General features: G+C 52.8%; 11 protein-coding genes. 5 read left to right on the top strand and 6 right to left on the bottom strand.

What is annotated here, in order from left to right; genetic code table 11:
- Together P8N76_09135 and P8N76_09130 are read left to right on the top strand one after the other, a co-directional pair.
- Window positions 1-955 (top strand): S1 RNA-binding domain-containing protein (locus P8N76_09135; protein ID MDG2381826.1); only part of this gene is annotated, 955 nt, incomplete at its 5' end.
- A gap of 85 nt (window positions 956-1,040) precedes the next feature.
- Window positions 1,041-1,994, top strand: a complete 954-nt coding sequence (locus tag P8N76_09130; protein MDG2381825.1) for a histone deacetylase — start codon at window positions 1,041-1,043, stop codon at window positions 1,992-1,994.
- A 3-nt stretch (window positions 1,995-1,997) separates the two neighbouring features.
- Here the strand turns inward: P8N76_09130 and P8N76_09125 are convergent, their stop codons facing one another.
- Window positions 1,998-3,752, bottom strand: coding sequence for an adenylate/guanylate cyclase domain-containing protein (locus P8N76_09125; protein MDG2381824.1), 1,755 nt, complete (start codon window positions 3,750-3,752; stop codon window positions 1,998-2,000).
- 736 nt (window positions 3,753-4,488) lie between these two features.
- Here P8N76_09125 and P8N76_09120 point away from each other — a divergent pair.
- Window positions 4,489-5,613 carry a hypothetical protein gene (locus P8N76_09120; GenBank protein MDG2381823.1) on the top strand — a complete coding sequence of 375 codons (1,125 nt, stop codon included), beginning with the start codon at window positions 4,489-4,491 and terminating at the stop codon, window positions 5,611-5,613.
- Window positions 5,614-5,738: 125 nt separating this feature from the next.
- Here the strand turns inward: P8N76_09120 and P8N76_09115 are convergent, their stop codons facing one another.
- Together P8N76_09115 and pepT are read right to left on the bottom strand one after the other, a co-directional pair.
- Window positions 5,739-6,641 (bottom strand): hypothetical protein, encoded by a 903-nt coding sequence (locus P8N76_09115; protein ID MDG2381822.1) that lies wholly within the window; start codon window positions 6,639-6,641, stop codon window positions 5,739-5,741.
- Window positions 6,642-6,890: 249 nt separating this feature from the next.
- Window positions 6,891-8,144 (bottom strand): peptidase T, encoded by a 1,254-nt coding sequence (pepT, locus tag P8N76_09110; GenBank protein ID MDG2381821.1) that lies wholly within the window; start codon window positions 8,142-8,144, stop codon window positions 6,891-6,893.
- 109 nt (window positions 8,145-8,253) lie between these two features.
- Here pepT and P8N76_09105 point away from each other — a divergent pair, with 109 nt between their 5' ends.
- Window positions 8,254-9,081, top strand: coding sequence for a 3'-5' exonuclease (locus P8N76_09105; protein MDG2381820.1), 828 nt, complete (start codon window positions 8,254-8,256; stop codon window positions 9,079-9,081).
- Here P8N76_09105 and P8N76_09100 read toward each other — a convergent pair.
- Together P8N76_09100 and P8N76_09095 are read right to left on the bottom strand one after the other, a co-directional pair.
- Window positions 9,078-10,178 carry an endonuclease/exonuclease/phosphatase family protein gene (locus P8N76_09100; GenBank protein MDG2381819.1) on the bottom strand — a complete coding sequence of 367 codons (1,101 nt, stop codon included), beginning with the start codon at window positions 10,176-10,178 and terminating at the stop codon, window positions 9,078-9,080. The genes P8N76_09105 and P8N76_09100 overlap by 4 nt on opposite strands.
- Window positions 10,179-10,297: 119 nt before the next feature.
- Window positions 10,298-10,834 carry a molybdenum cofactor biosynthesis protein MoaB gene (locus P8N76_09095; GenBank protein MDG2381818.1) on the bottom strand — a complete coding sequence of 179 codons (537 nt, stop codon included), beginning with the start codon at window positions 10,832-10,834 and terminating at the stop codon, window positions 10,298-10,300.
- 23 nt (window positions 10,835-10,857) lie between these two features.
- Between P8N76_09095 and P8N76_09090 the strand changes: the two genes are divergently transcribed.
- Entirely contained in the window at window positions 10,858-11,241 is a 384-nt protein-coding gene (locus tag P8N76_09090) for a CoA-binding protein (protein MDG2381817.1), read from the top strand.
- Here P8N76_09090 and P8N76_09085 read toward each other — a convergent pair whose 3' ends face one another.
- Window positions 11,242-12,354, bottom strand: coding sequence for a Gfo/Idh/MocA family oxidoreductase (locus P8N76_09085; GenBank protein MDG2381816.1), 1,113 nt, complete (start codon window positions 12,352-12,354; stop codon window positions 11,242-11,244).
- Window positions 12,355-12,361 lie beyond the last annotated feature (7 nt).

Below are 12,361 nucleotides of genomic sequence, written 5' to 3'. Positions count from 1 at the left end.
ACTAATGAAACGATCGGCCAGTGAAGCTCCAGCCAGTGAAGCTCCAGCCAGTGAAGCTCCAGCCAGTGAAGCTCCAGCCAGTGAAGCTCCAGCCAGTGAAGCTCCAGCCAGTGAAGCTCCAGCCAGTGAAGCTCCGGCCAGTGAAGCTCCAGCCAGTGAAGCTCCAGCCAGTGAAGCTCCAGCCAGTGAAGCTCCAGCCAGTGAAGCTCCAGCCAGTGAAGCTCCAGCCAGTGAAGCGACACTAATCAACTTGGCTGATCAGTTAGCTCAAGTGGATGTGTCGCCTTTGGCTAAAAAACTTTCCGTTGGGACGTTGCTTTTGACGGACATTATGGCGTCTTTGGCTCGTCCAGGACGCGACCCTCGAGAAGATTTGTCGCCTCCAGTTTTCCGACGTGAGATTCTGAAGATTGAGAATTTAAAGTCGGGCATGAAGTTTTCAGGAGCCGTGTTGAACGTTGTCGACTTTGGCGCCTTTGTCGATATTGGTTTGACAGACAGCGGTTTGATTCATGTCAGTCGTTTGGCCGATCGTTTCATTAGTGATCCCCATGATGTAGTGAGTGTTGGTGACATCCTCGAAGTCTGGGTTGTCGATGTAGATGAGAAACGTCGCCGCGTTTCGCTGACAGCGATTGAGCCTGGAACTGAGAAACCCAAGCCGGCTCGCGGCGCTAAGTCGACCGAGCAAGGTGCATCACAAAAGCGCCGGCGTCCGCCTCGAGGAAAAGGCGGTGAAAAAAAGCCCTCCAAAGTGGGCTCGCGAGGAAAAGGGGCACGCGAAAAGACATCTTGGAAACCCAAAAAGAAGTCGAAGCCTGTGGTTCCCATTACGGATGGTATGGCCGACGGCAGTGAGCCGATGCGGACGTTTTCTGATCTGCTGCAATTTCACTCGCGTAAGCAGACGTCAGATGCCCCTGATCCGAAAGATAAAAAGAAGTCTTCTAAGTGATGCAGAGGTTCGCTGATTCGTTCGGGTCATTTTCTTAACAGCGTTGTGGCTGCCATATGTTGGCGACAAGCTGGTGGTGAATACGATGGCGCTGCTGTATTACGACGAATTTTTCTTAAAACATGACACCGGTTCACACCCCGAGAGTGTCCGTCGCCTGGAAAGCGTCTTTTCCCATTTGGTTGCATCCGGTTTCGCAGGCCAATGCCGTCAATTGCCGGTGCGCCCCGCGTCCATCACAGAGCTTGAGTCGGTGCATTCGGCCGACCATATCAACCATGTTCAAGCTTTTGTCCAGCAGGGTGGTGGTCGCATTGAATCGGATACGATGGTCAGCGAATCGTCCTTTGATGTCGCTCTTCATGCCGCTGGAGCAGTCTGTGACGCGGTGCGGCAGGTCGTGGCGGGGGCCGATCGAGCAGCTCTCTGTCTGGTCCGTCCACCTGGACATCATGCAAATCCCCAAGGTTCGATGGGTTTTTGTCTGTTTAACAACGTTGCGATTGCTGCCCGATTAGCGACCCGAAAATTGAATGTCGACCGCGTACTGATCGTCGATTGGGACGTGCACCACGGTAACGGGACGCAAGATGTGTTTTACGCGGATGAGCAGGTGGGATTCCTATCAATTCATCGCTGGCCTTTCTATCCTGGGACTGGCGCGGCCGATGAGACCGGTCGCGGATCCGGATTGGGATTCACCAAGAATCTGCCGATCGAATTTGGGACTCAACGAGATGCTTATTTCAAACAATTTTCTCTGGAGCTGGGGCGATTCGCTGATGAGCTGAAACCGGATCTGGTTTTGGTTAGCGCTGGATTTGATGCGCACCACTTAGATCCCTTGGGGACGCTTGGTCTTGAAACCGAGGACTTTCACAAATTAACGCGCCTCGTCTTAGAAATCGCCAACTCGCATTGTGAAGGCCGAATCGTAAGCGTATTGGAGGGTGGGTATAACACGGACGTTTTACCCGATTGTGTGGCAGCCCACTTAACGCCGTTGATTGATCACTCCACTAAATCGATTGCAGACTAGTTGTTATTTGCTGTTCAACGGAATAACACCATCCCAGTTCGGAGGCGGTGTGAATGCCTGCTGGGCCATGAAATCAAGGAAGTAGTTTCGTGCCGGATCCACATCGCTGACTGTTTCCAATAACTCCTTCGCCTGCTCCCAGTCACCGTGTTCAAATGCAGCCATGCCACGGCTGTAGCTATCTTCAAATGAGTCGAAACTATTGGCAGGTTGCAGTTCGAAGACCTCGACGGTGGATTCCATCCCGTACGGTCGGAATTCGGCCAGGCGACGAATTCGAGCGACATCCGTCGGGAAATGAGTGCGTGCCTCGGACGCCGTTTTGGCATCGATGAGAATGACATTGCCGAATTGACGCGTCATGCCTTCCAAGCGGGCCGCTGTGTTCACGACTGGGCCAAAGACCGTTACTTTTACCTGGTCGATGGTGCCAATTTTTCCCGCGACTGCCCGTCCCGTGGCCAGGCCCATGCCCACCCGGAATCCTGACATCCTGTGCTCGTCATGTGAAGCGGCAACCTCGAAAGCAGCACGTATCTGAATGGCGGCCAAGCAAGCTTGTGAGATTGCGTCGGTTTGCGGCCAGGGCCAACCCCAGAATCCCATCGCTGCGTCACCATGAAAGTCGCCGATCACCCCACCGTGGTCGAGGATTTGCCGAGTCATAATGCCTAACGATCCACTGACGCGTTCCAGCAGTCCGAATAAATCGTCAGCCGCCCGTTCAGACTCCCGTGAGAACCCGCGCAGGTCGCAAAACAGAACAGCGACGTCCGCTTCACGCGGTGCAAGCGTCAATTCTGGATCCGAGTTGGCTAATGCATCTCGAACGGGTGGCGAAAAAAAATGAGAAAGCGATGCGGTGCGGCGCTGCAATAAACGCACATCACAGACGCTGCCCACGGTCGTAGCCAGTAGCTCGACAAACTTCAGCGAGTCTTGAAAGTCATCGGGCGTGATCGATGATCGCTCGCTTTCCGCCGTGTTTCCAGCGACGTAGATCGCCCAATTGGAACAGCTGTCACCGGGAACAGGTATGCAAAAAGCCCAGTCAAATTCTTTGACGCTCCGCTGCTCGTCAGCAGAAGCTTGTCCACGCCAAAGATAGACGACACTCTGTTTGGCTTGGATTGCCTCTCGGATTAAATGACCACAGGGCTGGAAGCTGTGTTCGATGTCTTCAGTTCGATCCCAATGCAATACTTCGATTTGTTCGGGAGGATCTTGATCGGAAGGAGCGCGGACGACGGCAACTGCCTTTGCGGAGGTAACGCCCGTCAACAGCAGATTGACGAGCCGTGCACAGAGTTCCTGGTCGGTCACCGCACCTGCAATAATTTCTGGTAGGCGACTCAACGCCTCAATTTGTTGACGTGCGTGCCGAAAGTCGATTCGGCGTAAGTAGTCGGGACTGAAAGTCTGTTGGGTGACAGGACGTGGAATGTCGATTGTTACATTGATTGCGGCATCCACGACGGTGAAAGTTGTCGCGCCAATCACAAAGTGCTCCCCCTGACGGATGCTGAATCGACTAGCGGGCTCGCCATGAAAAAAGATGGGATTGGGACGGTCGGGAATTGCCTCAACCTGAAGTGCCGAATATTTCCAGCACAGTTTCGCGTGCTGACGGGAAATGCGATTATCCCAAGCCACTTTCCAGGCATCTTGGCCTCGCCCCAGCATGATCGGCTCATTCGTCGGAAGGGGGCGGCGCCAGCGATCGGATCGATTGGGCCCCTGAGCGATTAGGTCAGCCATCGTGTCGGGTCCCCAGCATTCACGGTTGATGGTCCTCTCAGAATGAAAGCTTCGCTTGATCGGGGTATTTTGTCGACGATGGCTGGCTCGTTGGCTCGTCGGCGGGTTGGCTTCATGGGTTGGCAGTCGCAGGGATTTAGTAGCATTTATTCCTGAATCGGCAGAGGGGGAATTCTCGAGCTTACGTTCAGTTTACGGGTTTGGAATAGGGCGCAACCTGGGAAGGTTGAAAGCTTCGTTGATTCGATACCCTTGTTCGTGATTAGTAAATCACATGTAACCAAGTGGGAAGTAGAAAATAACGATTTATTGACGTGGAAATTGCGTAAATAAAAATCCTTGTCATTTTAGTGGACGTTTTTGTCTTTGTTTCGTAAAAGGAACGTAACTCATTGTTGATAAGGGGTTTGTAGGTATTGATGGGGTGGGGAGATTGGTTGATAAGAGCGGACTAAAGGTGTCATAACCGCAACGAAAGATGCTTGACGTTCCTAGGGCCACTCCTAAGAATAACTCGACAAAGCAATAACAGATTTACCCCCCTAACGCTTCGAGCTTGCCCCCATGAGAGCCGGTAGATTTGTTTCAAGAATTTGACCCCACCAACGTAACGCGGTCGAGCGAACGACGTTTTTTATTAATACTGTGGCGTTTTTTAGTAGACTAGGATCATCGAAGTGTTTTGCAACTTGCGAGCCACTTGACGCCAAGGGGCGGGAACGGGAGACGAGTAGGCATGGATAATATGACAACTACAGATGAGTGCAAACTGGACACGAGTTACGAAGATGTACGACGAACGCTGCTGGAGGAGCGGTACACGGACCGCTTATCGAAGCCGCTGGGTTATTGGGTGCTTCCCAACGACCGCCGGCTACCGCTGGCGTTTCTCGGCAGAACCTTGGGGGATCTTCTAGCGACTCCCTTCGACGAGCTGTCGGCAACTCCGGGCATTGGCGAAAAGAAGATAGGTTCTTTAGTCAAGCTCTTGCATCGGGCGACCAAAGATCAACCGCCAGCCGTTTCGTTTGAAGCTTCGCTTTTGGGAGACGCTTCCTTGCAAGGAGGGGCCGAAACGAATGGTGGGCTGAAATTTGATCCGTCGATTGTCTCAGAGGCGTTGTGGAGTCAGTGGCGGGAAGGCGTGCGGGATTACGAAGTTGGCAATGAGAAACTTGGTCGACTCGCGCCTTCACTCCAAAATCTTCCGACAGTCATCTGGCACACGCCACTAAGTCAGTACTTGGACCACACGGTCGCAGAGATTCGTCGGTTGCGTACGCACGGCGAGAAGCGGGTACGTTGTGTGTTGGAGGTTTTTCACAGTGTTTATCAAACGCTAAACAAGGCAGAGAAGAGCGATAATCTGCGGCGTTTGCTGACTCCAGTCAACATTTTGCAGGTTCATGATTGGGTATCGGCTCAGTTGAAGGACCCATCCTGTCCGGCAATCGACCAGCTTCGTGATCAATTTGTGAGCCCGCTTTTGCAGCAACTCCAAGTAGACTCGGGGCCAACGGTTCATCGCCTAGCGATGGAACGTTTGGGGTTCAACGGTGAACCGACGAGTGTTCGGGCGCAGGCTCGCTCGCTGGGCGTGACGCGTGCTCGTGTCTACCAACTATTGGATGACGGCGGCAAAGTGATGAATGTTCGTTGGCCGGAAGGCAAGCGAATGCTCGACGAGTTAACAAATCGGTTGAGTGCCTTAGGCGACAATCCCGAACTGAGACTGTTCTATGGGATGAAGGAGCTTTGCTTCCCTGAGAAGCAAAATGGAATTCCAACGCCGATCGCCACACGGGAGGACGCTGCCCATCCGACGCAAGTGACTCCTTCGTTCGAGGCCATACCGTCTTAAGCCGCAGCGGTTTAAAAACAGAAAGGTCAGCGAGAGGCTGACCTTTTGAAGTAGCCCACTTTGGTGGGCTTTTTTTTTGAACGGTATCGCCGCTGTGATTCCGAGAAGCTCGTTTGGACCGGTTGTCAGGCGCTACGTCGGTAGTAGCGATCTGAATCCGATCGGTCCACCTGCTCGGGAAAGGGGATGATTGCCGACTGTTGATCGTTTGGATCCCAGCTTGTACTTTGATTCAACCGTGATTGAATGTTGCCGAGGCAGTGTCCGAACATTGCGGTGACAACTCCCAACGATGGAACGTGACGCGTTACATTTGTGGCAACGGTGAACAGATGTTGAAGTGTGACAGTACTTCCCATCGCGCGACGATGACGATGGTAAACACGTTCGAGTTGTTGGCTCGACCGAAAGCCAGTGGGTCGCGATGGGACGGAGCCTCGAATCATACAATCCGGGACATGGGCCGTTTTCAGGTCGAGACGTTTGAGACGAGCTGCCGTATCAGCGTTGGCGTGGTGGATGCCGAGTTTTTCGTCAAAGGGCCCGATGGCAGCGAGCGTTGAGGCACGGAAAAATCCTGCCTCGATGCAGGGTGCATCCGGCTTGGCGGTTTGGCGACGTTTTACCCGGACTGGTTTGCCAGTGCCCCCCGCTTGATAGCGAATGCCAGCGATGAGGGCTCTGCTATCGTCTTGAATGGATGGAGTCAGCGCGGCTGATTCCGGGTCAGCATCAAAACGTTCCAGTACGGACTGTGTCCAACCGGGGGTCGCTTCCATACCGGTTTGCAGAGAATGAATCAGAGCCCCTTGGCTCGCTTCAATTCCCACATTTAGCAGATGCAGCGGCAGATCGCTGCTGGCTTCCACAAATCGGACTTCGTCGGACAGGTTGTAGGGGTCTTGGTATTCCTTGGTGTGCGGCACGACAACTTCTGCAGAGTCAGGCCGATTTTCCAAGACGGAAACCAGCGTGTTGTCGAATTCGGATTGCGGACCAAGGGCGGGTACAATAATGCTAAATCTCACGAGTCACGTTATCCTTTTGCGAATTCGTGATGCCGATGCCGTTTCGAATCAAAGATTCAGGTAACGGCAAAAGGGATTGTGGCTTCGTAAATCGTTCCTCGACCTCAAAGCCGCGCACGGTTTCCTATTGAGTAAGTCGGCTAGCTGAATCTGTTAATTCACTGATAATTGATTTCAACTTCAAACGTTGCGATTCCGGCTGCCAGCAGATGATGCTAGCGGAAACCGCGTGATAGGGCGTTCCGAGCCTTATTTTTTAGGTTCCGCTTGGGTTTCCGCCCACACTTGAAACAGCTCAAGATTGACCTGAACAGCTTGCGCCATTTCATCCAAGCAGGCCCATTCCAAGATCGAGTGAGGATTGTGTTGGCCGGAAGACAAATTCGGTGTTGGCAGGCCAAGTTCGGTGAATCGTGATCCATCGGTTCCCCCACGAATGATGGATCGTTGGCATGGTAGGTTAAGTCGTCGAAATGCCTCTTCGGCAAATCCGGCAGCACGGGGTTCGATTGCGAGTCCATCCGCGAGATTTCGATATTGGGCGGAGAGTTGGAGATCGAATTCGGTGCCGGGGAATTCGCGTTTCACTTCTTCGGCAAGTTTGTTCAGCATGGCAGCATGCGCTGATAGCTTGGGAGTGTCAAAATCTCGGATCAGGATACGAAGGGTCACTTCTCCCACCCCTCCATCAAAGCTGTACGGGTGTAAGAAGCCCTCACGTTCGCTGGTTGTTTCTGGTGAAAGGTGTGTGCTGGGCAGGCGATCGATCAAGGCGGCTCCTGCTTTGATCGCATTGACCATCCTGCCTTTCGCAATGGATGGGTGAATGTTGATGCCACGAATGGTGATGGTGGCCAGATCGGCTGAAAATGTTTCAACGTCAATTCGACCCGCTCCGGGGCCATCGAGAGTGTAGCAGGCTGCGGCGTTCAAGCTGGGGACGTCGACATGATCGACTCCTCGTCCAATCTCTTCATCACAGGTGAAGGCAACTCGGATTGGCCCGTGCAGGATATCGGGTTGTTCGCCCAGTGATTGGATCGATTCCATGATGATCGCTAATCCGGCCTTATCGTCGCCTCCCAGGAGTGTTGTCCCATCTGTTGTGATCAAAGTACAGCCGATTAGTTGATTTAGTTCGGGGTTTTCGGCGACGCGAATGATCTGATTTTGCTCGTTAGGTAAGGCGATATCCCCGCCACGATAATCACGAATCACTTGCGGGTTTACGTTTTTTCCCGTTGTTTCCGGGGACGTATCCAGGTGCGAATTTAGCACGACAGTGGGAGCCTCGTGCTTCGTGTTGCCGGGCATGGTGGCGAGGACGATCCCCCGATCGTTTTGAGAGACTTCATGAATTCCCATCTGTTTGAGTTCGTCGACAAGCAGACGGCCAAGTTCGAATTGACCTTCGCTACTCGGATAATCATCCGTGGTGTCGTTCGCAGTCGTATCGACGCTTACGTAACGTAGGAATCGTGCCAGAAGTCGTTCGGTATTCATTCGATTTCCCCTTGTTTCAAGTCGATGCGACCGCTACCCGCTCATCGCAGAAACTGATACGTTGACAGCTCCGGGTGAATAGCTTGAATTTCGACTTGCGGAGGCTGACGTGAGTTCTGGAAAAGTGAAGTATTTCGTTTTCGATGTCGAGAGTGTAGCGGACGGTGAGTTGGTTTCCCAGGTGCGATTTCCCGATGAATCGCTCGGTTCACAGGAAGCTGTCCAGCGATACCGCCAGCAATTGATAGAGGAACGAAACTCGGATTTCATCCCTTATACCTTTCAAATACCCATCTCAGTCGTAATTGCGAAGGTGACGGAAGACTTTGAGATCGACGATATTGTCCTGCTTGACGAACCCGAATTCAGACCGCATGTGATCGCAGAGCATTTTTGGCGGGGTTGGGAGCGTTACGATGCACCGACTTTCGTTAGCTTCAATGGTCGTACCTTTGATATTCCACTGATGGAGTTGGCGGCGTATCGCTATGGGGTTGGTGTCCCGAAATGGTTCACTCAGAATGCAAGGTCCTGGGAACAACCTCGAAATCGCTACAACACGGATGCCCATCTTGATCTTCAGGATCTTCTTTGTAACTTTGGTGCAACACGATTTAATGGGGGCCTGAATCTGGCTGCACACTTGCTTGGGAAACCTGGGAAAATGGATGTGCAGGGTCACATGGTACAGGACATGTACGATCGAGGAGAGCTCGATCGGATCAACGACTACTGTCGATGTGATGTGTTGGACACCTACTTCGTTTTCTTGCGGGGCTGCGTATTGACCGGTCGAATAAGCTTAGAACGTGAGCAAGAAATCATTGCCACAACCAAAGAATGGCTAAGCAAGAATGCAGACGGTTCACCCGCCTATCAGCAGTACCTCAGAGAATGGGGAGATTGGCAGAATCCTTGGGATCGTCAAGGGAGTTAGCGTTTGAGCGTAGCCTGGCTGGGAGCACCCGCAGGAAGTTCGGCAATTCGACCTGCCTGGCCGCCTTCGTAGATTGAAAACTCCGCCCAAACCGGAAGGTGATCAGATACTTCCGCCGCTTCTTCGAGATTCATGTTGTATTCTCGGAGGAAATCAAAAACGCCTCCCCGTCCTGTGAATTCGATGGTGGAATTCTTTTGTACCACAATGTTCGACCATGATTGATCCCCATGCGTATTGGTGGGAATTTGGCTGACGGCGTAGCTTACATCCGATAGTTGATCCAAATCGCCGAGTTCCCTCGCTGCAGCTCGGAAGTCACCTAGGATAATGACATCGTCTTCCTGTCGACCGTCATCTCGGACCGCGTGGACAACATCATCCAGGACCTTTCGCTCGGTGTCAGCATTGGTCGGATCAACACGAATATTGACGAGACTGAAGGTGAAGGCCTCGGTTTTATCTGGTCCTACGGCGCGAAACCAACCAACAAAGGGTTCTCGCAAGAGAAGATCATCTTGGTCATCGACCGTATACAATTCCGCTCGATCTAATAGGACCGATTGGCCATCAAAAATGAATGCGTACTGTTCTTGTGCACCAACAGGTCCCAATCGTGGACCAATTGCGTAATCGTAACGCTGGCCTGATTTGTTCATCAAATCAACGAGTCGGGGAATGATGTCGTCGACATCGGCCTGAATCTCCTGAATGGCGATCACGTCGAATTGCCGAGCGATTCGCGACAGCACGTTCATCACACGCGGTTTATGTGATTTCGTTTCATTGAACGCATCGATGTTGAACGTTGCAATTCGGATGACTTGATCTGCCTTGCCGGCAAAACTGGATCCCCCAACGGATGTCGACGGATCGGGGCTTGGATTTAGCCACTGTTTCACCGTCGAAGTGATCGAATTCAACGGAGAACTTTTCGGTTCATCCATGTGACTGCCGGCCGTTGTTGGGTCGGTCTCAGCCGTTGATTTTGAAAGGACAGCCACTTCAGTCAGACTGTCCATCTTGTAGTTTTTCAAAAAGATCCAGCCGATTGCCGCGACCAGGACGCCAATCAAGAATATGACCGGTTTGCGCATCGTTCCACTCCTTTTCCACGATCCCCCAGTTTCCCGGTGGCGGAAACGATACGTCATCGTGCACCGTAACTCTAGATCACTTCCTCGCATTTGCGCTGACTCGGCGACTGTTGCTAGCGTTAGCTGTGTGCTTGCTGTACCAAATGGCGAAGTTCAGGGAGGATAAGCTGTTCCATTGCCAAATTGACGGCGGCGGGTGAACCTGGCATTGTCAGGAGGAGGGTGGAGCCGCGGAGCCCACCGACGGCTCGACTTAGCATCGCAGCGGGCCCGATTTCCTGATAGCTGAGTTGGCGAAAGAGTTCTCCGTAACCTGGCAGCTCTTTTTCAATCAAGTCACTGATGGTTTCGAAGGTTTGGTCACGGCTTCCGATGCCAGTTCCACCAGTCATCAAAATCGCATCCACGGTTACCGAGCTGGAAGTCAGTTGGAGGATGATTTGGCGGATAGAGGTCGGCTCATCTTTGACGATTTCGCGATGGGCAATCTCATGACCGGCAAAAACCAGATGGTCCATCAGTTGTTGCCCACCGCGATCATTGTCGAGTGTGCGTGTATCACTTATCGTAATTACAGCACAGACGATTGTTTTTGGAGCAGCCGCTCGGTGATCGTTCGGGATTGTGTTCGGGGCTTTGGGGGGCGTATCGGTCATCAAATTCTCAGGAGGCAGCAAAGATGTTCAAACCGTCGGTTGCGATTGTAGGCGCAAGTTCTGATCGGGAGAAGTATGGAAACAAGTCGGTTCGAGCTCATCTACGGCAAGGATACGAAGTCTATCCGATCAATCCGAAGGCTGGGACGATCGAAGGTTTGCCGGTGTATCGTTCTTTGGCCGAACTGCCTGTCCAGTCTCTCGATCGAATCAGTCTTTATGTTTCGCCCGAGATTGGCCAGCAGCTTTTGACCCAGATTGCCGCTATCGATTGTCAAGAGTTGTGGTTCAATCCGGGTAGCGAAAGCGAAGCGGTGCTCGAGCAAGCTCGACGGTTGGGTTTGGAGCCGATCGTCGGTTGTAGTATTGTCGATCTAGGGTCGCGACCTGAGGAATTTGATTCCTAATCATGTATTCAATTTCGTCAGTCCATTGTCGCGGGAAGCCAAGGGAATAGTTACGGGCAGGCCCTGGCGATGGGAATCGAAGATTGCTGAAATCATTTCGACCGTGGTTCTGGCTTCGTAAACATTGGCCTCGGGTTGTCGGTCTTCTTCAATGGCTGACAACAAGTCTTGGCAGGCGAGCTGATTGCCACCGGGTAAGCCTCGATCCGTGAGCGGTTCGGGTTCACCGGGACCGGCCGAGGAGATGGGGACCCATTGCTTTCTGCTCCGTCCGGGTGACCAGAGGGGATCTTCCAGTAAATACGCATCCGGTAAGTGGCCTGTTAACAGGTCGATCGCGCCCTTTTCCCCAAGGATTCTCAATCCGAATCGCCCCGTTCCTCCGGGCCCTGCGTTGCGTCGTGACCCGAAAAAACCGGTGACTTCATCGTCGAATCGGTAGATGGCTTGAAGATGATCAGCGGCCAGCGCTCCGAGTCCTTCGTTGCCTTGCCGGACATCGGTTGCCATCACTTGATGGCCGCTTTCTCGCATCCAGGCGAAGCAACGATTGGGTTCTCCTCCAAAATAGTGCATGAGATTAAAAATGTGCGAGCCGAGTACCCAGAGATCTTCGCCACCGCCGCGTCGGTCTTCTTTTCCACGCCCTCTCAATTCCAGGATAGGGCCAATTTTGCCCCCATCAATCAACTGGCGGATCACGGGGAGTTTGGGACTGTATCGAGTCTGAAAGGCGATCGCGAGCTTGATTTGGTGTTGTTCGCAGGCATTCACGATCGCGTCGGCTTCGACAAGGTCTCGACAAAATGGTTTTTCGAGGTAAACGTGAATGCCGCGTTCTGCTGCGGCCAGCACCATGGCATGATGTTGATCGGCCCAGCGTGGACAAATACTGACGACATCTGGCCGTTCCTGATCGAGCATCTTGCGATAGTCGGCAAAACCCTTGTCGACTTGCAAACGCTTTTGAGCTTTCGCAAGACCTGTCGGGTCGGCATCGGCGACGGCGACAATCTCGCACTGTGGCAACGACTGCCAGACTTGATCCAGGCCGTGTCCGAAGTTTCCGCGTCCCGAATGTCCAATCACTCCAATGCGATAGTTGGCTGTCATTTTTTTA

The sequence above is a fragment of the Pirellulaceae bacterium genome (assembly GCA_029243025.1).
Classification (GTDB): Bacteria; Planctomycetota; Planctomycetia; order Pirellulales; family Pirellulaceae.
The sequence above is the reverse complement of the archived record's forward strand: the minus strand, read 5'-3'. Positions and strand labels throughout refer to the sequence as shown.

Excerpts from the sequence above, each read along its gene's own strand:
- P8N76_09130 (MDG2381825.1), top strand. The coding sequence starts at position 1,041 with ATGGCGCTGCTGTATTACGACGAATTTTTCTTAAAACATGACACCGGT.
- pepT (MDG2381821.1), bottom strand. The coding sequence starts at position 8,144 with ATGAATACCGAACGACTTCTGGCACGATTCCTACGTTACGTAAGCGTC.
- P8N76_09125 (MDG2381824.1), bottom strand. The coding sequence starts at position 3,752 with ATGGCTGACCTAATCGCTCAGGGGCCCAATCGATCCGATCGCTGGCGC.
- P8N76_09095 (MDG2381818.1), bottom strand. The coding sequence starts at position 10,834 with ATGACCGATACGCCCCCCAAAGCCCCGAACACAATCCCGAACGATCAC.
- P8N76_09100 (MDG2381819.1), bottom strand. The coding sequence starts at position 10,178 with ATGCGCAAACCGGTCATATTCTTGATTGGCGTCCTGGTCGCGGCAATC.
- P8N76_09090 (MDG2381817.1), top strand. The coding sequence starts at position 10,858 with ATGTTCAAACCGTCGGTTGCGATTGTAGGCGCAAGTTCTGATCGGGAG.
- P8N76_09120 (MDG2381823.1), top strand. The coding sequence starts at position 4,489 with ATGGATAATATGACAACTACAGATGAGTGCAAACTGGACACGAGTTAC.
- P8N76_09085 (MDG2381816.1), bottom strand. The coding sequence starts at position 12,354 with ATGACAGCCAACTATCGCATTGGAGTGATTGGACATTCGGGACGCGGA.